Source organism: Aliivibrio sp. EL58, from assembly GCF_900312675.1.
Lineage (GTDB): Bacteria > Pseudomonadota > Gammaproteobacteria > Enterobacterales > Vibrionaceae > Aliivibrio.
This window is the reverse complement of record NZ_OMPC01000006.1, coordinates 87540-108134: the sequence shown is the minus strand read 5'-3', so window position 1 is coordinate 108134 and position 20595 is coordinate 87540. Positions and strand designations below refer to the sequence as shown.

Here is a 20595-nt window from a genome sequence, read left to right as displayed (position 1 = left end):
AAAAATATTGGGCATACTATAGCAGATAAGCGCTTTAGGAAGTAAGTGGCGCTTATCAAAGAAACCGACGCTATGCTTTATTCTTGTACTTGGGTATAATCGCCGACAATTTGTCATAATCAAGGTATCTGCCATGCGTCCTAGCGGAAGAACAGCTCAGCAAGTCCGTCCAATTACTCTTACTCGTAACTTTACTGCACACGCAGAAGGGTCTGTATTAGTTGAATTTGGTAATACAAAAGTAATTTGTACTGCAAGTGTTGAAGAAAATGTTCCTCGCTGGTTAAAAGGCAAAGGTAAAGGTTGGGTAACGGCTGAATACGGCATGCTACCTCGCGCAACACACACACGTAACCGTCGTGAAGCGGCAAGTGGTAAGCAAGGTGGTCGTACAATGGAAATCCAACGTCTGATCGCTCGTAGCCTTCGAGCTGCTGTTGACCTAGAAGCGTTAGGTGAGCAAATGATCACGGTCGATTGTGATGTTATCCAAGCGGATGGCGGTACACGTACTGCATCTATCACAGGCGCAAGTGTTGCATTAGCAGACGCTATCAATCACATGATTGCATCGGGCAAGTTAAAGACGAACCCAATGAAAGGCCATGTTGCTGCGGTTTCTGTTGGTATCTACAACGGCGAAGCGATTTGTGACCTTGAGTATTTAGAAGACTCAGCAGCCGATACCGACATGAACGTCGTAATGATGGAAGACGGTAAGATGATTGAAGTGCAGGGCACGGCAGAAGAAGCGCCGTTCTCTCACCAAGAATTGTTAGACATGCTGGCTCTGGCGCAACAGGGCATCAATGATATCATTGAGAAGCAGAAAGCGGCGTTGGCCGAATAATTGATTTTGATAGCTCCTGATTCAGGGGCTATTTTTTTATGCATTAAGAGCAGGGACGAGAACGCTACGCTCCGAGAACCGAGAACGGACTTTGTCTTAGAGGAAGATCAAGAGTAGGGTTCAGGACGCTACGCTTGCAGGTTTCAGGTGTACTCGCTTTTGACCTTCCTGAAACCTGAGACCTGAACCCTTTGCTCTTATAGGAGCGAAGCGGTCTAGTTTCTAGTTAGCGTAGCGTATAGTTTTTTATTTTAAATATCACAATACCAAAAAGAGAGAATGAAAATGAAAGCATACCAGCGTGAGTTTATTGAATTTGCCCTTGAGAAAGAAGTACTAAAGTTTGGTGAGTTTACTTTAAAGTCAGGCCGTACAAGCCCATATTTTTTCAACGCTGGTCTATTCAATACCGGTCGTGATCTAGCGCGTTTAGGTCGTTTCTATGCCGCGGCATTAGTTGAATCAGGTATTGATTATGATGTGCTATTTGGCCCTGCGTATAAAGGCATTCCAATCGCAACGACAACAGCAGTAGCCCTAGCAGATCACTACGATACCGATAAGCCATATTGCTTTAACCGTAAAGAAGCAAAAAATCATGGTGAAGGTGGCAACCTAGTTGGTAGTGCTCTTGAAGGTCGTATCATGTTAGTGGATGACGTTATCACAGCAGGTACTGCAATCCGTGAATCAATGGAAATTATCCAAGCAAACGGTGCTGATCTTGCCGGTGTTCTTGTGGCAATCGATCGCCAAGAAAAAGGCAAAGGCGAGTTATCTGCTATTCAAGAAGTAGAGCGTGATTTTGGCTGCTCTATTATCTCAATCGTAAGCTTAACTGATTTGATCTCTTTCTTAGAAGAGAAAGGCGGTAATGCTGAGCAACTTGAATCAGTAAAAGCGTACCGTGCTGAGTTTGGTATTTAATTCCAAAGCAGTTAAATACCTAACGTAAGGGTATTAATAACGCTTTTTAAGTAAAGAACGATAAGTGGTTGGCTTCGGCTCAGCCACTTTTTTTGTTTCTGGGGCTGGCGTTTGTGGTGGCGTCATATCGACATCAAGCCACAGCTTCATCTTCTGCCAAAGCTCTTTATCTAATTCAGGATGACTAATCAAAAAACTGTTCTTTTCAGAAAACATATTTTGATATGCCTGGCTTTCAGACATAGTGCCCAATAGCGGGTATTTCATGTGTTGTAGCACTTTATGAATAAACTCAGTGCCTTGCTTGTCTTCTTTACAGCGAGTAATCACAAACGCTAATTCAACTCTGTTGTTTCTAAAGGAAGGAGACTTAATTAAATCCTTAATAAATCCCAGCATAGAGTGAACATCAATCGGTGAGGGTTGAACAGGAAAGACGATTTTATCCACCATTGAGATGTATTTCTCCATTTCAAATTGACTGAAATTAGAGGGAGAATCAATCACCGTAATTCTGGTGTCGGCTTCTAACCGTAATGCGAGAGAGAAAGGCACGTTGGAAGAGGGTAAAAATTTCGTCGTTCTAACCCCTTCGCTTTTATTTCCCCAAAAATGACTGGTTCCTTGTGGATCAAGATCGATGATTTCAGTCTTCACGTTTTGATGCGCATAGAAAGACGCCATTGCAATTGCAAAGGTTGATTTGCCTGCACCACCTTTACGGTTGATGACAAGGACCTTCTTACATTGTGCTCTTTTATATCCGACTAACATACAGATGAACCCGCTAGACTTATTGATAACTTATTAATTAAGCAATCAATATGCCATGTAAATAACCAGTAGTACTGCATTCTATACTTAAAATTTGAAGCTGTTACATAAAAAGTAACAATTTCATCTCTCATTTTTTATGAAATAGTTCTTCTTTTGCTCACACTTATGAGTAAACTGAAATAAGTCATATATTGAGGTTAAGCCCATGCAAGAAAACCATAAGATTTTAGTTGTTGATGATGATGCGCGTCTTCGTTCTTTATTAGAGCGTTATTTGTCAGAACAAGGCTTTCAAGTTCGTAGTGTCGCAAACAGTGAGCAAATGGATCGCTTGTTAGCACGTGAAACTTTTCACTTAATGGTATTGGACTTAATGCTTCCTGGTGAAGATGGTTTGTCTATTTGTCGTCGTCTACGTAGTGCGAACAATACACTGCCTATTTTAATGTTGACCGCAAAAGGCGATGAGATTGATCGTATTGTTGGCTTGGAAGTGGGTGCGGATGATTATCTACCAAAACCATTTAACCCACGCGAACTACTGGCGCGTATTCGTGCTGTTCTACGTCGTCAAGTTATTGAAGCTCCGGGTGCGCCAAGTGCAGAAGATAAAATGGTTGAGTTTGGTGAATTCCGTCTAAACTTAGGAACACGTGAAATGTTCCGCAACGAAGAGCCGATGCCATTAACGTCGGGTGAATTCGCGGTACTTAAATCATTAGTCACCAATATGCGTGAACCTATGTCACGTGATAAGTTGATGAACATGGCTCGTGGCCGTGAATACTCAGCAATGGAACGCTCTATTGATGTGCAAATTTCTCGTCTTCGTCGCATGATTGAAGAAGATCCAAGTCGCCCTCGCTATATCCAAACGGTATGGGGATTGGGTTATGTGTTTGTACCGGATGGTGCTGAGGGATAGGGATAAAGCCGAGTTCAGATCGGTCGCAAGCTCCCTTGCAGGGTTCTTGGGTGATCGTTGTGATTGCAGTGTGTAAAATACAGATCCCTCCCCTTAGTAAGGGGAGGAGCTAAAAGTCACTACCTATGAACTCTGCTCTTCCTGAAACCTGCAAGCGAAGCGCCCTGAAACTTAGTATTTACTATACCAGCCATACTTACTCTTATAGTTTCTAGTTAGCGTAGCGTATAGTCTCTAGCTCTCTTCAAATTCATCATCAAACAGAGAACTCCCATGAAAAGTACCTTCGCCAGAACACTTTTACTTCTCGCTTCACTCCTAATCGCCAGTCAGGTATTTTCTTACCTTGCCGTATTTAACTATGCCCTCTTACCTAGTTTGCAGCAGTTCAACCGTATTTTGGCTTATGAAGTGCGCTTAATGTTGGCGGAAGATGTCACGCTTGAAGATGGTGAAAATGTGCAGTTAGGTCAGCCTTTACGTCGTCAGCTATTAGAACAACTAGGCGTAAGCATTCATGATGAACATGATCCTGAAATGGGGGAGTTTTACCACGCAAGTCCGGTTGAATTTTTAAGTGAAGAGATGACGCGAGAGCTAAATTCACCAACAGAAGTGCGTTTGATTCTAGGAGCAGATAGTTACGTTCTGTGGATGAAGACAGAAGCAATGCCTGAGTTTTATATGCGGATCCCACTTTCTGAGCTGCAAGAAGAAGATTTTGCCCCCTTATTTAGAAACAGTTTATTTATCGCCTTGTTAGTCATCCTCGGTGGGTGGGCATTTATTAAAATTCAGAACCGACCACTGATGGCACTGCAAACTGCCGCAAGAAAAGTGGGTAAGGGGGAAATCCCAGAACCATTACCAGAAAAAGGCGCGTCAGAAATTCAAGCCGTGACTCGTGCCTTTAATCAGATGGCGAAAGGAATTCAGCAGCTAGAGCAAGATAGAGCATTATTAATGGCAGGGGTGAGTCATGATATCCGTACGCCATTAACTCGTATTCGTTTAGCAACAGAAATGATGTCACCACAAGACGATTATCTCGCTGAAAGTATGATTAAAGACACAGAAGAGTGTAATGAGATCATCGGTCAGTTCATGGATTATCTCAAACCGGTAGCAAAACAAGATTTCATCGATGTGGATATTAACACCATCGTTAATGAAGTGATTTTAGCTGAAGGGGGCTATGAGCGTGAGATCAAGACTAACTTAGCTGATATTCCTCAATCTGTGCATGGTAATGCGATAGCGATTAAACGAGTGGTCACTAATTTAGTCGTTAATGCGATCCGTTATGGGGGTGATTGGATTGAAGTATCGACTCGCGTTTCTGCCGATCATAAAACCGCATGGATTATTATTGAAGATAATGGCTCCGGTATTGATGAGGCCCAATTAGAATCGGTATTTGAACCTTTTACCCGCGGTGATACAGCACGAGGAAGCGAAGGCACAGGTTTGGGTCTTGCGATAGTAAAACGTATTGTCGGTCAGCATCAAGGTGAAGTGAGTTTGTCGAACCGTCGAGAAGGTGGATTGAAAGTTCAGGTAGAGTTGCCGTTGGGGAGATAGTGGGGGAGAGCCAGAGAGCAGGGTTCAGATCGGTCGCAAGCTCCCTTGCAGAGTTCAGGGGGGATCGTTATTATTTCAGCGACTACAATACAGTTCCTCCCCTTGTTTACTAATGTTACTTGGTAGTAAATGTCGATATAAGGGGAGGCTAGGAGGAGTTGTAAACTAGAAACTATACGCTAACTAGACCGCTTCGCTTCTATAAGAGCAAAAGCGAGGATTCAGGTCTTAGGTTTCAGGAAACTCAAAAGCGAGTACACCTGAAATCTGCAAGCGCAGCGCCCTGAAACCTAAAATATCACCACATCAGTCATACATGCTTTTATAGTCTCTAGTTAGCGCAGCGTATAGCCTCTAGTTCTTTTCTCGCCTCTGCTCTTAGATCTTCGCTTCTTCTTTCTCTTCCTCAAACACTTCACTGCTTGGAAGAATAATATTCAGAAGAATCGCCGTCACACCACCCGCCGTTACACCTGATGAGAAAATGTTTTTAATCATCTCAGGCATGAACTGAAGAATTTCAGGTTTTTGTGCTAAGCCAAGACCCATAGAGAAAGACATTGCCATGATTAGAATGGCACGACGATCTAGTTCAACACGAGAGATAATACGCACACCCGCCGCCGCAATCGTACCAAACATCACAATCGTAGCACCACCAAGTACCGGTTCAGGAATCACTTGAACCATGCTTGCAACACCTGGGAATAAACCAAGAATAACTAACATACCTGCAATGAAGTAACCAACGTAACGGCTAGCAACACCAGTTAGCAAGATTACGCCGTTGTTTTGGCTGAAAGTAGAGTTAGGGAAGCTATTGAACGCGGCAGCGATAGCAGAATTAAGGCCATCGGCTAATACACCACCTTTAATACGTTTGATATACACGGGACCTTTTACTGGTTGGCCTGATACTTCTGAAGTTGCCGTAATATCGCCAATCGCTTCTAGTGCGGTGATTAAGAAGATTAGAACCAGAGGAATAAACAAAGACCAATCAAAGCTTAAGCCATATTGCATTGGAATAGGCAGAGCGATGAGTTCAGCGTCGTGAGACATATTGGTATTAAGCATACCCATTGCCCATGCCGCGATTGTACCTACTGTCATCGCAATCACGATAGAAGCCATACGCAAGTAAGGGTTAGTAGAGCGGTTAAGAACCACAATGATAAGTAATACCGTACCAGCCAATGCCAGTTTGTCTAAGCTACCAAATGTGCCATCACCCATTGCAGAGTAGCCACCACCCATTGACACTAGGCCAACTTGGATAAGCGTTAAACCAATTAATGTCACAACAATACCAGACACTAATGGAGTAATAATTTTTTGAGCGTATTCAAGCACGCGAGATAAGAAGATTTCAGCAGTAGAGGCAACTAAGATAGTACCGAAAATTGCAGCCATCATAGTTGGAACATCAGCACCACCGGCTTTTAGTGCCAGACCTGCACCAATGATTGGACCTAAGAAGTTAAAACTTGTGCCTTGAACAGAGAGAAGACCTGAGCCAATAGGACCAAAGGTTTTGATTTGAATAAAAGAAGAAATACCAGAAGCGAACAGAGACATACTGATGATGGTATTAGTTTCTGCTGCTGGAACACCAAGCGTCTGACAAATTATCAGAGATGGAGTAATAATCGCGACAAACATCGCCAATAAATGCTGAAGTGCAGCAAATAAAGTTTGCGGTAGCGGTGGACGCTCATCTAATTGATAAATCAGTTCAGATGGTTTTGTGGTGTTATTTTTAACGGTCATGGCCGATATTCCTAATTGTATAACGTTGTCTTCATGGTTCGCTGAATGGGAGCATGAAGTGAGAAGGCGTCAATCTGTGATTGCTGTTAATCAGAACCTGTCTCTGTTGGGGTTGATCGATTAAATGAGTGCTTAATCAATTGGGACGGTATTCTACGGATAAAAAAGCAAAAAGCAATCGTTTGCTAATTATTTTTACTCCACCCCGTTCGACAAACCGCATACACATCAATTCGCTCAACTCCCGCCTTTCTCAACTCCGCACACAACAGATTAATCGTAGCCCCCGTAGTCACCACATCATCCACAATTGCTACGTGCTTCTCATGAATAGGTTTCATCACCTTAAATGCACCGAGTAAGTTTGTTTGACGAAAAGAGCGAGATAATCCTTGCTGAGGGCGAGTGGCTTTAATTCTTTTCATTATTTTTGTATCACAGCGAGTCACGGTTTTTTCAAGGTTGAATTCCCTCGTTAACGTCCACCCTAATAAATCGCTTTGATTGTAGGAACGCCACCAAAAGCGTTTCCAATGTAAAGGAACAGGGATGATAAGCGGAGCAGGTTCTGTAATGGATTTACTCAAAAGAACGCCTAAATCCTGCGCTAACCAAAAGTGTTGAGCATATTTCAGCTTGCTGACGTACTCCTTTAAAGGCTCAGAATAATCACTGATACAAAATAGGCGGTCCCATTGTGGTGGGTGTAATAAACACTCGCCGCAGACGTCAGTTTCATGTTCGGTTTGTAAGCCGCATTGTTGGCAGCGAGGAACGCTAGGGATTAAATTAATACAATGTTGGCACCAAATGGTTGAAGAGGGTGGCATAGCCAAATTGCAATAATCACAATGGCTAACACCTAACTTTTGCATTGACCTTCGCAGTAACCTGATGAACACTTAACCATCCTTATTTTTGAATACGAGTAGGCAGTGTAGATGACAACTCCTCTTTATTGGCAAACGGAAGGCGAAGGTTCCGATCTGGTTCTCATTCACGGATGGGGAATGAACGGGGCAGTGTGGCAACCTGTTGTTGATAAGCTAAGCTCACAGTATCGAGTTCATACCGTTGATCTATCAGGCTACGGACACAGTGCAGATCTTGGCAGTGCTGATTTTGATGAGATGGTGGCGCAAGTATTAGCTCAAGCACCAGAAAAAGCCGCGTGGCTTGGATGGTCTCTTGGCGGATTAATCGCAACTCAAGCGGCATTAACGGCACCAGATCGTGTGAGTCAATTAATTACCGTAGCAAGCTCCCCACGATTTGCGGCTGAGAAAGGCTGGCGAGGAATAAAGCCGGCGGTGTTATCTCAATTTACTGAGCAGTTAAAAGAGGATTTCACCTTAACCGTTGAGCGCTTTATGGCACTGCAAGCGATGGGAAGCCCAAATGCTAAGCAAGATATTAAACAAGTGAAGCAGGCTGTTTTTTCACGCCCTTCACCAAATCAAGCGGCTTTAGCTACAGGTTTGTCCATTTTGGCCGATATAGATTTACGAGAAGTATTATCTCAATTATCGATGCCAGTATGCAGAATGTACGGCCGATTAGATGGTTTAGTGCCAATTAGAGTTGCACTAGATATGGATACGCTTATCCCTAATTCAACAAAAGTGGTGTTTGAGCAAGCTTCTCACGCCCCATTTATTTCGCACAGTGATGAATTTATCGCTGAGCTACGCTATTTTTTAGAGTAATAATAGCGTCATCATTTTTAGTTTATTACGCCTAGTTTTTCGATAAGGAAACGTTTTATGAACTTTTCAACTAACAGTATTAGTGTGCCGCTGATTGCACCCTCTGTTAATTTGCCAACAGAACAAGTAGCACGTGAAAATCGTGTTAAAAAACCTGTTGTGCCAACGACAAAGATGAGTGAAACGACGTCTGAAAAAGCGATTAAAGGTGATGATAAACAACATAAGCGTGATGCGTGGGAGCCGTCCGATCATCCCGGTTATGATGTGGTGGAAGAGAAAGAAGATCCGAAACCTCGTTTTGGAACCTTGTATGATATTGATGATGACTTGGCTAAACTTGCGAGATTGTTATCGATTGATACTTACACGCAAGGCGAGGGCACGGGTTACACCATGCGTTTCAATTTACCAAAAGAGTTATTAGAAAAATTGGCTGAGATGGGGAGAATGGTTCGCCGTCGCAGTGTGATCAGTTTTCATTATGATAAAGCGGTAGTGCCGAATAATCCGTCGGATATATTGGCGGTGCTTTAAGAGCAGGGACGAGAGTCGAGGACGCTTCGCTCGAGGGACGAGGAAGAGCAAAAAGCGAGGATTCAGGTCTCAGGTTTCAGGAAGTTCAAAAGCGAGTACACCTGAAACCTGCAAGCGTAGCGTCCTGAAACCTAAGTTATCACCACGCCAGCTATACACGATCTTATAGTCTCTAGTCAGCGAAGCGTATAGTTTCTAGCTTCGCTTTCCACATTTTTACTTCTTCGCCTTCGCAAATGCCGCAGCAAACGCACCACCCATCGCCGCATTACCAACATCATTATTTGAACGCTGTTGTCTTGCTGAAGAGGAAGGCCTTGGCGCTTGAGTGCGCTCATTACGCTGCTGTGGTTTATTTGATTGACGCTGAGGACGGTTATCTTCCCCTGGAGTATCATTCAAACGCATAGTCAGGGCGATGCGCTTACGTTGAGCATCGACTTCCATAACCTTCACTTTTACGATGTCGCCGGCTTTAACCACTTCACGTGGGTCAGAGACAAACGTATCACTTAGCGCAGAGATATGAACCAAACCATCTTGGTGAACGCCGATATCAACAAATGCACCAAAGTTCGCCACGTTAGATACCACGCCTTCCAATATCATGCCTAATTCAAGATCAGATACCGTGTTTACGCCATCAGCAAAGGTCGCAGTTTTAAACTCAGGACGAGGATCTCGACCCGGTTTATCAAGTTCAGAAATGATGTCAGTGACGGTAGGTAGACCAAAATCAGCACTGATGTAGTCATTGGCAGCAACCGAGCGTAAGAACTCAGTGTTACCAATAATCGCATCAATCGCTTTATTGTTTTTCTCTGCCATCGCTTTAACCACAGGGTAGGCTTCAGGGTGAACCGCTGAGGCATCCAGAGGGTTTTTACCATTCATCACACGTAAGAAACCAGCACATTGCTCAAACGCTTTTGGCCCCAAACGAGCAACTTTTTTCAACGTAATACGGTTTTCAAAGCGACCATTTTCATCACGATAATCTACAATATTTTGTGCGATTGTCGTCGATAAGCCTGCAACTCGCGTCAATAATGCAGAAGATGCCGTATTTACATCAACACCAACGGCATTTACACAGTCTTCAATTACCGCATCTAGTTTCTTCGCTAATTGGCTTTGACTAACATCATGCTGATATTGACCTACACCAATTGCTTTAGGGTCAATTTTTACTAGTTCAGCCAGTGGATCTTGTAAGCGACGAGCGATAGAAACCGCACCACGGATTGATACATCTAAATCTGGGAACTCTTTTGCTGCGAGTTCAGAGGCCGAGTACACAGATGCACCGGCTTCACTAACGATAATTTTGGTTGCAGATAAGCCTGATTTTTTCAGTAAATCACCAACAAACGCATCGGTTTCACGAGATGCTGTACCATTACCAATTGCAATCAAATCAACGTTATGTTTTTTGATTAAATTTTCAATCGTATGTGCTGATTTAGCAATTTGGTTGTGGGGCTGGTTAGGATAAATCGTATCTGTTGCTAATACTTTACCTGTCGCATCAACCACCGCAACTTTAGTACCGGTACGTAAACCAGGATCTAAACCTAATGTGGTTTTCAGACCAGCTGGTGCTGCCATTAATAAGTCTTTAAGGTTAGTGGCAAATACATCAATCGCTTCGTCTTCAGAGCGCTCTTTTAAGCCACCCATTAATTCCGTTTCCATGTGCATTAAAATCTTAATGCGCCATGCCCAGCTGATCACTTGCTTACGCCATAAATCAGCAGGTTGAGAACCTAGAGTAATACCATAATGATTGGCAATGATGATTTCACAGTAAGAGCCACGAACGCCTTCTTCTTGATTTGGATCGGCATTAATTGAAAGCTGTAAAAAACCTTCATTACGACCACGAAGCATCGCAAGCGCACGGTGAGAAGGAACACGGGTTAGCTTTTCATTATGCTCAAAGTAATCTTTAAATTTCTCGCCTGCATGTTCTTGACCATCAACCATTTTAGAACTTAGTTCTGCATTGCTGGTTAAGTAGCTACGTACTTTCTCTAGTAAGTTAGCGTCTTCAGCCATACGTTCCATCAGGATTGCACGAGCACCATCAAGCACAGCTTTGGTATCAGCAAAGCCATTATCCGCATTCACATACGATTGAGCGGCATCTTCAGGGTTATTTTCAGGTTGGGTCCACAATAAATCAGCCAGCGGTTCAATACCTGCTTCAATTGCAATTTGACCTTTAGTACGACGCTTACGTTTGAAGGGTAAGTACAAATCTTCAAGACGAGTTTTGCTGTCGGCATCTAAAATCTCACGCTCTAGTTCAGGCGTCAGTTTGTCTTGTTCTGTGATCGATTTTAGAATGGTTTTACGACGGTCATCTAGCTCACGTAAATAGGTTAAACGAGTGTCTAGCGTACGAAGTTGAGTATCGTCCAAACCTTCCGTTACTTCTTTACGGTAACGAGCAATAAATGGAATGGTGCTGCCTTCGTCAATCAATTGAACAGCAGCGGCAACTTGTTGAGGGCGAACGTTAAGTTCTTTAGCAATTATATTTATTATCATTTTGATTCTTTTTTAATTAATTAAAAGCGTGTGATGAGGCTGTTTGTTTTAACTAGAAACTATAAGAGCATGTATGGCTGAGTTGGGAAGTACCGTTTTAATTGGTTCATGCTTTTTCTTTTATAGTTTCTAGAGCGAAGCGTTCTAGTTAGCGCAGCGTATAGTTCTTAGTATTTTATCGAATTCACAAACCATTCTTTATCCCCCTCCGGCGTTTTCACAATCGCTTCTTCATCCACTTCTTTCTTGATGAGCGCGCGAGCCATAGGAGAATCTATCGAAATGTAATCATGGCGACCAAAAATTTCATCAGGGCCGACAATGCGAAAAGAGAGGGTATCGCCTTGTTCGTTTTCAATTTCCACGAACGCACCGAAAAAGATTTTGCCATCTTGTTGGGGGGAGTAATCAACGATTTTGACTTGATCCAAACGCTTACGCAAATAGCGCACACGGCGGTCAATTTCGCGCAGGCGTTTCTTATTGTATTGGTAATCCGCGTTTTCGCTACGATCACCTAAGCTAGCGGCCCAAGTCACTTTTTTTGTGACTTCGGGGCGCTCTTCCTTCCATAGAAACGTGAGTTCATCTTGTAGCTTATTAAAGCCTTCACGTGTGATTAAATTGGTTTTCATCTTTCCCTAGTTTAACTCCGAAATAGCGACATCCGATTAATCGTAACGAATGCCTTTTTTAATGCTTGGATCTTCCATGGTCTTAAATCGCTTATGCAGCCACATCCATTGAGGAATACCACGAAGAATGACACGCTCAACGGCTTGGTTCATTACTGTCGCAACGCCAGTGGGATCTTTCTTCGGAAATTGATCGCTAATGTCATGATCAATCTGCAGATGATAATTATTGTAGGTTCTAAACCCTGATGCAGTGATTACAGCGCATTGGCTCGCACTGATTAAAATATCTGAACCAATAGTGGTACAAGCATCGGGAACCGCAAAGAAAGGCACAAATACCGACTTATTTCGATTGTAGTCGTGGTCTGGTAAATAACAGACCCGTTCGCCATCGCGCAACTTACGAATCATTTCCTTTACGTCTTTACGATCAATGGCTTGATTTCCGTGGCTAGTGCGTCCCCAGTACTGAATAAAGTCATAAGCAGGGTTGTTGTGAGGTCGATAAACGCCGTAACCAGGAGAGACCGCTGCCATAGCTCGACAAGTTAGCTCAAGATTAAGGGCGTGAACAATAACGACCAATACGCCTTTTTTTTCTTTCTCAAAATCTAATAGATGTTGCACATTCTCGTAGCTAAAGTGTTTTTCTATACGCCAGTTTGGCCATACCCAAGCCATCCCAGTTTCAAAAATAGCCAACCCTGAGTTTTTGAAATTCTCAATAACGATAGCTTCGCGCTCAGATGAGGTCATCTCAGGAAAAGCCAATTCAAGATTACGGCGAGCAATATGAGCGCGAGACTTACTAAATTTTAATCCTAGAAAGCCTAACCCTCGAGCGAGTTTATAGGTCGCTTTATAAGGTAAAACCGTGACGATAGTGAACAATAAACCAAAGCCAAACCAAACCCCCCAATATTTAGGGTGCAGAAGAGAGATGGAGAATTTAGGGGCTTGATATTTAGACATCGTAAACCTGTTTGAAAAAAGATCAATCTAACGTGAAATACCGTTAGATTGGGTTGGATTTATTGGATCTGAGCACTTAATAGCGCCCAATACTCATTAAAGTTTGCGGTTGGCTGATATTTGAAATCAGATCGTACAAAGCGACAGAAGCTGCCTTCCACTTGACCAACAAGTTGTGCAGCAAGAATACCCTCATCAACAGGGAATGCTTTGCCTTCACGTATCATGCGTTCACGTAATATCTGTTTGAATTGCAGTTCAATACGTTCGAAGATTTGATTAATTCGTTCACGAAGACGCTCATTTTCAAACATTAATGCGTGGCCAGTCATAATTCGAGTCAATCCCGGATTACGTTCAGCAAACGCCAGTAGAAGTTTTAATAATAGCTCAATACGTTTTAAGGTATCTTTTTCATCTTCAATAATTCGATTGATACGAGAGAATAGAGATTCTTCAATAAACTCAATCAACCCTTCAAACATTTTTGCTTTGCTTGGAAAGTGGCGATATAACGCTGCTTCGGATACACCCACTTGTTTAGCAAGTTTTGCGGTAGTAATACGTGAAGCACCTTCGTTAGATTCCAACATTTGTGCTAACGCTTGTAATATTTCATCACGACGATTTGTTTTTTTTGTTGTCGTCATTGTTGTTCCTTTGTCTTTTTTATTTTTAAGTGCTGTTTTTATAGTATCTAGTTAGTGCAGCTTATAGTCTCTCAACTATCTCCAACATAATCGCCTTACCCAACTCTGACTTCGCCGTTAACGGTAAAGCTTTATCGCCGCCTTTCCAATACAGATGAAGCGCATTGTTGTCGCTATTAAAGCCTTGTCCTTGAATTGAGACATCATTCGCACAGATCATATCTAGATTCTTACGTTCTAACTTACCACGAGCATATTTTTCTACATCTTGCGTTTCTGCAGCAAAACCAACCGTAAAGGGACGCTCTTCAGTCATTGCAGCAACCGACGCAACAATATCAGGGTTCTTCACCATTGTGATGGTCATACCGTCATTATCGGCGGTTTTCTTCATTTTTTGAGTGGCAACTTGGCTAGGTCTGAAATCAGCCACCGCAGCACAAGCAATAAAGAGTGAGTGAGATGACGCGTTACTCATGACAGCACTATGCATCTGTTCTGCACTTTCAATATCAATACGCTCAACATTAGCTGGAGTCGCCAATTTTACAGGGCCACTAACTAAAGTGACTTTTGCCCCTAATTGCGCAGCCGCTTCTGCAATTGCAAAGCCCATTTTTCCTGAGCTGTGATTTGAGATGTAGCGAACTGGATCAAGCGCTTCACGAGTTGGACCTGCCGTGATTAATAAAGATTGGCCATAAAGTGGCTTATCTTCATCTTTTTGAAAAAAGCTTTCACACAAATGCACCAGCTCCATTGGTTCAAGCATTCTGCCCATACCTACATCACCACAGGCTTGCTGACCAGCAGCAGGACCCCAAATATGCATACCACGGCGAGCCAGAGTCGCAATGTTCTCTTGAGTTGCTAGATTGGCATACATTTGTTGGTTCATCGCCGGAGAAACGGCAATAGGTGAATCAGTCGCAAGCACCAAAGTACTTAATAAATCGTTACCCATGCCAGCTGCCATTCTTGCGATTAAATCGGCAGTAGCAGGAGCCAGTAATACGATATCAGCCCATTTAGCCAGTTCAATGTGTCCCATCGACGCTTCTGCAGCAGGATCTAATAAACTGTCAGCAACAGGGTGACCAGAGACGGCTTGCATTGTCAGAGGCGTAATAAACTCTTTGGCAGCGGTTGTCATCACAACACGAACCTCAGCGCCACGCTCGATAAGTCGACGAGTGAGCTCTGCACATTTATAAGCAGCAATGCCGCCACTAATACCAAGAAGAATACGTTTTCCCGAGAGAGATGCCATGACGCGACTTACCTTTAAGTGATTCACCATTAATGCGCTAACCATATCATAATTTTTTTTCAGAGTGATGCACTTCAATCTCTTGATGCAAGTAAATGAGCAAAAACATAATTGCAATCAAGCTTTGAAGCAGGCCGAAGGCTAGGGAGAGAGAAAGGTAAGGTCAGAGGATTGATTGTAACCTGTATAAATATTAATCATTACATGAGTCATTTATGTCTTTAATGAATCTGCCAGAGGAATCCCGTCCAAGAGAGAAGTTACTTGCCCTAGGGCCAAAGTCATTAACCGATGCTGAGCTGTTAGCTATCTTCCTTCGCACTGGTATCAAGGGAATGAACGCGATTGAACTGGCTGACAAGTTATTAAAAGAATTTGGATCCTTAAGAAAATTATTAGGATCGAACGAAAGTGAATTTTGCAGCCATAAAGGACTAGGCTCGGCAAAGTTTGCCCAGTTGCAAGCAGTGGTTGAAATGACAGAGCGATATTTATTTGAAAAAATGGAAAAGGAAGATGCGCTCACCAGTCCAGAGCACACCAAGCGTTATTTAACACGAATATTAAGAGATCGGCATCGAGAAGCTTTCTATGTTCTTTTTCTTGATAACCAACATAGAGTACTTAAAGGGGAGGTTTTATTTGAAGGAACAATCGATGCTGCTGCGGTCTATCCAAGAGAAGTTGTAAAAAGATCGATAGATTATAATGCAGCCGCCATCATTTTAGCGCATAATCACCCATCTGGTGTCGCAGAGCCAAGTCAAGCTGACAGAAGGATAACAAAACGTATCTCAGATGCAGTAGAATTGGTTGATATCCGAGTCCTCGATCATTTTGTGATTGGTGATGGAGAAATAGTCTCTTTTGCCGAAAGAGGATGGATTTGAGTGTTTTTTTAAGCAATTGAATAAAAAAAACACAAAAAATAGTAAAAATGACCCATTAGGGTCTTGAGCAATGCGCATTCAGTTAGTATAATGCGCGACCTTTGATAGCCTTGAATTATTAATTTCATTTGGAATTAATAGTGGTTTTTTGCCACCAAGGTGATATCGAGCTGAAACGATTTGGAGAAGACAGCAATGTCCCGAGTATGCCAAGTAACTGGTAAGCGTCCTGCAGTTGGTAACAACCGCTCACACGCAAAAAATGCCACCAAGCGTCGTTTTCTGCCGAACCTACAAACTCATCGTTTCTGGGTAGAAAGCGAAAAACGCTTCGTTAAACTTCGTCTAACCGTTAAAGGTATGCGTATCATTGATAAGAAAGGCATCGATGTCGTTCTTTCTGAAATGCGTGCTCGTGGCGAGAACGTTTAAAAGGATCTAGAAAATGGCTAAAGGCGCACGTGAGAAAATCAAGTTAGTATCAACTGCTAACACTGGTCACTTCTACACAACTGATAAGAACAAACGTAACATGCCTGGTAAAATGGAGATCAAAAAGTTTGATCCTGTTGTACGTCAGCACGTTCTTTACAAAGAAGCTAAAATCAAGTAATTCGATTACTGATTGCAACTTTGATAATATTGAAAACCCAGCCTTGTTGCTGGGTTTTTTTTTGCGCGGAAGAGCAGGATTCAGGATGCTTCGCACAGAGGTTTCAGGAAAAGTGCTAGAAACTATACGCTGCGCTAACTAGATACTATAAAAGCGAGTATGGTAGGTGTTTTGAGTTCTAGGTTTCAGGGCGCTGCGCTTGCAGGTTTCAGGTGTGCTCGCTTTTGATTTTCCTGAAACCTGAAACCTGAAACCTTCGCTTTTTTCTTTTATAGGAGCGAAGCGGTCTAGTTAGCGAAGCGTATAGTCTCTAGTCTCAAACCATTATAGCCTTAGGGAGTTTTATGAAAAAACCATCACGCCGCAAATACAACAACATGCTGATCATCTTTGTATTACTCTTCATTGGTGTCCTACAAGCCCCTCAGCTAATTAAAACCTACTTACTCGAACCAGAACAGCAAGTAGAAACGGTAACAGGCGTACAGCCTTTATTTGAAGGTGTTAATGCCATCCAAAAAATGCACTTTGCAGATTATGATCTTGCTTCCGATACGTCAAAAACAGATAGCCAATTGATTAAACGTTGGTTTACTCTGGAAGGTACAGTTCTCAATGAAGAGCCAGTGAAAGTACTCAAAACCAAATTACCAGCGCCAAGCACGGTAGAAGTATGGTTAGAAAATCAAGAAGAGCCGCAACGAGTTACTATTTATCAAGCACCGAATTTTTGGATGATGCAGAACTGGCAAGGTGAATGGATAGCGGTGAGTGCGGAAGAAGGGTATTTGTTTAGAAACTAGAGACTATACGCTTCGCTAACTAGAAACTATAAGAGTATGTACGGTTGAAGTGGTAGGATAATTGGTTTCAGGTACACTTGCTTTTGATCTTATAGGAGCGAAGCGATCTAGTTAGCACCGCGTATAGTCTCTAGTTTTTCCTCGCATCTCGAGCGAAGCGTTCTCGATTCTCGTCCCTTAAATGTATTTTAAAAGGAATCCAAAATGCCAGAACTACCAGAAGTCGAAACCAGCCGATTAGGAATAACACCACACCTACAAGGCCAAACAATCAAAGCGATTACGGTGAGGACAGAAAAGCTGCGTTGGCCGATCCCACAAGAGCTACAAAAACTCGTAGGGCAAAGAATTCAATCCATCCGCCGTCGTGCTAAATATTTAATGATAGATACCCCAGAAGGCACAGCTATTATTCACCTTGGTATGTCAGGCAGTTTACGTATACTTGATGAGACTATCCCACCAGCAAAACACGATCATGTGGATCTTGTATTAGATAACGGTAAACTCCTTCGCTATAACGATCCTCGTAAATTTGGTGCTTGGTTATATTCTGAAGTAGGCGTATCACATGATGTACTCGCTAAACTTGGTCCAGAGCCACTTACCGATGCGTTTACTGCGGATTATCTAGCAGAAAAAGCAAAGAATAAAAAAGTCGTCGTAAAACAGTTTATTATGAATAACGCCGTTGTGGTGGGGGTGGGTAACATCTACGCTAGCGAATCTTTATTTATGGCAAAGATACATCCTAAGACACCAGTAGGCGCATTGAAGCTAAAACAAATACAAAGGCTAGTGAGTGAAATAAAAGTCGTACTTGAGACGGCTATTAAACAAGGTGGAACTACCCTAAAAGATTTTAACCAAGTTGACGGGAAACCAGGTTACTTTGCACAAGGATTGCATGTCTACGGTAGAGCCAATAAACCGTGCCTAAGTTGCAACTCTCTCATCCAAGAAGAGAAAATAGGGCAACGAAATACATTTTGGTGTGATAAGTGCCAACCATTACCTAAAACAAAATAGAGAAACCATGAACTTCCAACAAAATTTCAAACAACTCAGTAGAACCATTTGGTTATCTGTTTTTATCGCAGTAATTATATTGTCGGTTGGCCGTTTGGTATTTTTAGCCAATATTGTCGACACAACAGAGCTTGCGCATCGAGGTACTGATCTATGGCGTGCACTATTTACCGGCTTACGCTTTGATTTAAAAATAGTAGTGATTGGTTTTGCACCTTTATTGCTCATTGGTCTGGCTCTCGCTATTGTCCCAAAAGCTTATCGCTTCTTTGCGAAAATAATCCCTTGGTACGCAGGACTTATCTTCTTTCTTGTTACTGGTTTCTCCATTGGCAATTACTACTACTACCTTACCTATGGCAATCATATTGATGTATTTATCTTTGGATTAGCTGATGATGATACCAAGGCAGTATTAGCCAATGCATGGGCGGATTACCCGATCTTCTTATCATTTATTAGTAGTGTGATAGTTGCTTTTTTCTCTGCCATCATTGTACGTATAGCAGTAAGAAAAATGCAACAATGGGAATGGAAACCACAACACAAAGGAATCACTTCTGTCTCTGTTTTTGTGATGATCTTGACGATATTCTTCTTTGCTCGAGGCACATTAGGATCTCACCCATTAAAACGTTATCACGCGCAAGTTTCAGATTATAAAGTACTTAACAGCATCACTCCGAATGGATTGATCGCACTTGAGTGGGCGAAAAGTGATTATAAAAAACAGAATAAATTTCACTCAGTAGGTAAAGCGGATCTTGAAGCTCAGTTTACCAAGGTGGTTGGTAATCCTACGGGGCAGTTTACGACAGCCTATAATGCTTATTTAGCAGAGAACAAACCTCATGTTGTTATGGCATTAATGGAAGGTATGGGAACTAATGTTCTTGTTGAAGATAACTATCCAGAAAATGACTTATTAGGAGCATTGCGACCAGCCTTTGAGTCTGATTTTGTTTTTAAGCGATTTTTAGCGGAAACAACGGCGACCATTAATACGTTAGTGAATATGCTAGGACAAAGTAATGTTCCTACTATTAGTCATTCTTCAGCTCAAAAAGTAGAAGTCGCCGCAGCGGCAGTACGCCCTTATAAAGCAGCAGGGTATAAAACGATCTTTATTACTGCTACCAATGGTATGTGGCGTAATGTTGCCAATTATTTACCATCACAAGGCTTTGATGAGATCTTAGATGAAAATGCGATTTTAAAAGCGTTTCCAGAAGCTGAAGAATTTCGTGGTGAATGGGGATTATCGGATGAGTATGCTTTCAAACTAGCAGAAAAAGAGCTTAAAGAAGCGACTCAGCCTTTAATGATTTACATCCTAACTATCACTAACCACACTCCTTATGAAGTACCAGAAAATTACGATGTAAAACCAATTAAGGTAAGCGAACGCTTGGTGAATCGAATGCGATCTACTAAAGAAGAAGCGACTCGATTATCTGAAACTTATCAATATGCCAATAATGCATTAGGTGAGTTTATTTCGGATATTAAACAATCCTCACTAGGTGATTCAACATTGATAGCTGCAACAGGGGATCATCGTTTAAGAGGCTTTACAATGTCTTACCCTAATGATCTTCCTATTATTCATGCGGTGCCATTTTACTTATATGTACCGATGAAAATCCAACAGCAAGTTCCCAATGAATATGATAAAAATCGAATGGGCTCGCATAAAGATATTTTTCCAACCTTGTATGCATTTAGTCTTTCAGAGGCTAATTACTACAGTTTAGGCGGGCGTAATTTATTGGGGACAGATAAGGTAACAAGATTTGGCTATAATCCAGAAATGACGTTTACCAAAGATGGTATTTATTTAAATGCCAAACCTGAAAAGTTATATCCATGGGCGTCAGGGATAGAGATAAGCCCTGAATCTATTCAACAGGATACAATGCACTTAGGTAATGATTACCATACATTGCAAACGTTATATATTAATGGTCAAGTGAAAGGTGTTCATTAATCAGTACAATAGGCCATTCATTAGAGTGGCCTTTTTTATTGGTATTGTTATAGATATAACGAATTAAATGTAAGAATTCATTCACCATCGAGTAAAGTGTTTATTAATTGATACACT

At 42.1% G+C, this 20595-nt stretch carries 20 protein-coding genes; 12 read left to right on the top strand and 8 right to left on the bottom strand.

Features of this window, described 5'->3' with window-relative positions:
- Positions 1–133: 133 nt before the first annotated feature.
- Positions 134–850, top strand: coding sequence for a ribonuclease PH (rph, locus tag ED622_RS07865; protein WP_061004968.1), 717 nt, complete (start codon positions 134–136; stop codon positions 848–850).
- Positions 851–1135: 285 nt separating this feature from the next.
- Entirely contained in the window at positions 1136–1777 is a 642-nt protein-coding gene (pyrE, locus tag ED622_RS07860; protein WP_122033352.1) for an orotate phosphoribosyltransferase, read from the top strand.
- A 33-nt stretch (positions 1778–1810) separates the two neighbouring features.
- On the opposite strand, the gene ED622_RS07855 is transcribed toward pyrE, so the two are convergent.
- Complete coding sequence (locus tag ED622_RS07855; protein WP_122033351.1) at positions 1811–2551, bottom strand: ParA family protein; 741 nt, start codon at positions 2549–2551, stop codon at positions 1811–1813.
- A gap of 208 nt (positions 2552–2759) precedes the next feature.
- On the opposite strand from ED622_RS07855, the gene ompR reads away from it, so the two are divergent.
- On the top strand, positions 2760–3479 hold the full coding sequence (gene ompR / locus ED622_RS07850; protein WP_122033350.1) for a two-component system response regulator OmpR: 720 nt from the start codon (positions 2760–2762) through the stop codon (positions 3477–3479).
- A 255-nt stretch (positions 3480–3734) separates the two neighbouring features.
- Positions 3735–5060, top strand: a complete 1326-nt coding sequence (gene envZ / locus ED622_RS07845; protein ID WP_256372592.1) for a two-component system sensor histidine kinase EnvZ — start codon at positions 3735–3737, stop codon at positions 5058–5060.
- Positions 5061–5438: 378 nt separating this feature from the next.
- On the opposite strand, the gene ED622_RS07840 is transcribed toward envZ, so the two are convergent.
- Together ED622_RS07840 and ED622_RS07835 are read right to left on the bottom strand one after the other, a co-directional pair.
- Positions 5439–6830: a uracil-xanthine permease family protein gene (locus tag ED622_RS07840; RefSeq protein ID WP_122033348.1), complete on the bottom strand. Its 1392-nt coding sequence runs from the start codon at positions 6828–6830 to the stop codon at positions 5439–5441.
- 185 nt (positions 6831–7015) lie between these two features.
- Entirely contained in the window at positions 7016–7705 is a 690-nt protein-coding gene (locus tag ED622_RS07835; RefSeq protein WP_122033347.1) for a ComF family protein, read from the bottom strand.
- A gap of 66 nt (positions 7706–7771) precedes the next feature.
- On the opposite strand from ED622_RS07835, the gene bioH reads away from it, so the two are divergent.
- Both bioH and ED622_RS07825 read left to right on the top strand, forming a co-directional pair.
- Positions 7772–8536, top strand: coding sequence for a pimeloyl-ACP methyl ester esterase BioH (gene bioH, locus ED622_RS07830; protein WP_122033346.1), 765 nt, complete (start codon positions 7772–7774; stop codon positions 8534–8536).
- 57 nt (positions 8537–8593) lie between these two features.
- Positions 8594–9073 carry an ATP-dependent Lon protease gene (locus ED622_RS07825; RefSeq protein ID WP_122033345.1) on the top strand — a complete coding sequence of 160 codons (480 nt, stop codon included), beginning with the start codon at positions 8594–8596 and terminating at the stop codon, positions 9071–9073.
- Positions 9074–9289: 216 nt separating this feature from the next.
- Here the strand turns inward: ED622_RS07825 and ED622_RS07820 are convergent, their stop codons facing one another.
- From ED622_RS07820 to coaBC, 5 genes are all read right to left on the bottom strand, one after another.
- Positions 9290–11626, bottom strand: a complete 2337-nt coding sequence (locus tag ED622_RS07820; protein WP_122033344.1) for a Tex family protein — start codon at positions 11624–11626, stop codon at positions 9290–9292.
- A 167-nt stretch (positions 11627–11793) separates the two neighbouring features.
- The gene (gene greB / locus ED622_RS07815) at positions 11794–12261 is read right to left on the bottom strand and encodes a transcription elongation factor GreB (RefSeq protein WP_122033343.1); all 468 of its coding nucleotides are present in this window, start codon (positions 12259–12261) and stop codon (positions 11794–11796) included.
- Between the two features lie 36 nt (positions 12262–12297).
- Entirely contained in the window at positions 12298–13236 is a 939-nt protein-coding gene (locus ED622_RS07810) for a Kdo(2)-lipid IV(A) acyltransferase (RefSeq protein WP_122033342.1), read from the bottom strand.
- Positions 13237–13295: 59 nt separating this feature from the next.
- Positions 13296–13886, bottom strand: coding sequence for a nucleoid occlusion factor SlmA (gene slmA, locus ED622_RS07805; protein WP_122033341.1), 591 nt, complete (start codon positions 13884–13886; stop codon positions 13296–13298).
- Between the two features lie 61 nt (positions 13887–13947).
- Positions 13948–15156, bottom strand: coding sequence for a bifunctional phosphopantothenoylcysteine decarboxylase/phosphopantothenate--cysteine ligase CoaBC (gene coaBC, locus ED622_RS07800; protein ID WP_122033340.1), 1209 nt, complete (start codon positions 15154–15156; stop codon positions 13948–13950).
- Between the two features lie 215 nt (positions 15157–15371).
- On the opposite strand from coaBC, the gene radC reads away from it, so the two are divergent.
- The 6 genes from radC (at position 15372) to ED622_RS07770 (ending at position 20478) form a co-directional block, all read left to right on the top strand.
- Positions 15372–16046 carry a DNA repair protein RadC gene (radC, locus tag ED622_RS07795; RefSeq protein WP_122033339.1) on the top strand — a complete coding sequence of 225 codons (675 nt, stop codon included), beginning with the start codon at positions 15372–15374 and terminating at the stop codon, positions 16044–16046.
- Between the two features lie 195 nt (positions 16047–16241).
- The gene (gene rpmB / locus ED622_RS07790; RefSeq protein WP_122033338.1) at positions 16242–16478 is read left to right on the top strand and encodes a 50S ribosomal protein L28; all 237 of its coding nucleotides are present in this window, start codon (positions 16242–16244) and stop codon (positions 16476–16478) included.
- A 13-nt stretch (positions 16479–16491) separates the two neighbouring features.
- On the top strand, positions 16492–16659 hold the full coding sequence (gene rpmG / locus ED622_RS07785; RefSeq protein WP_012549068.1) for a 50S ribosomal protein L33: 168 nt from the start codon (positions 16492–16494) through the stop codon (positions 16657–16659).
- Between the two features lie 344 nt (positions 16660–17003).
- The gene (locus tag ED622_RS07780) at positions 17004–17462 is read left to right on the top strand and encodes a hypothetical protein (protein ID WP_122033337.1); all 459 of its coding nucleotides are present in this window, start codon (positions 17004–17006) and stop codon (positions 17460–17462) included.
- 204 nt (positions 17463–17666) lie between these two features.
- The gene (gene mutM, locus ED622_RS07775; RefSeq protein WP_122033336.1) at positions 17667–18491 is read left to right on the top strand and encodes a bifunctional DNA-formamidopyrimidine glycosylase/DNA-(apurinic or apyrimidinic site) lyase; all 825 of its coding nucleotides are present in this window, start codon (positions 17667–17669) and stop codon (positions 18489–18491) included.
- Positions 18492–18498: 7 nt separating this feature from the next.
- A complete protein-coding gene (locus ED622_RS07770; RefSeq protein ID WP_122033335.1) occupies positions 18499–20478 on the top strand; it encodes an LTA synthase family protein in 1980 nt (659 codons plus the stop codon).
- The last annotated feature ends 117 nt before the right edge of the window (positions 20479–20595 follow it).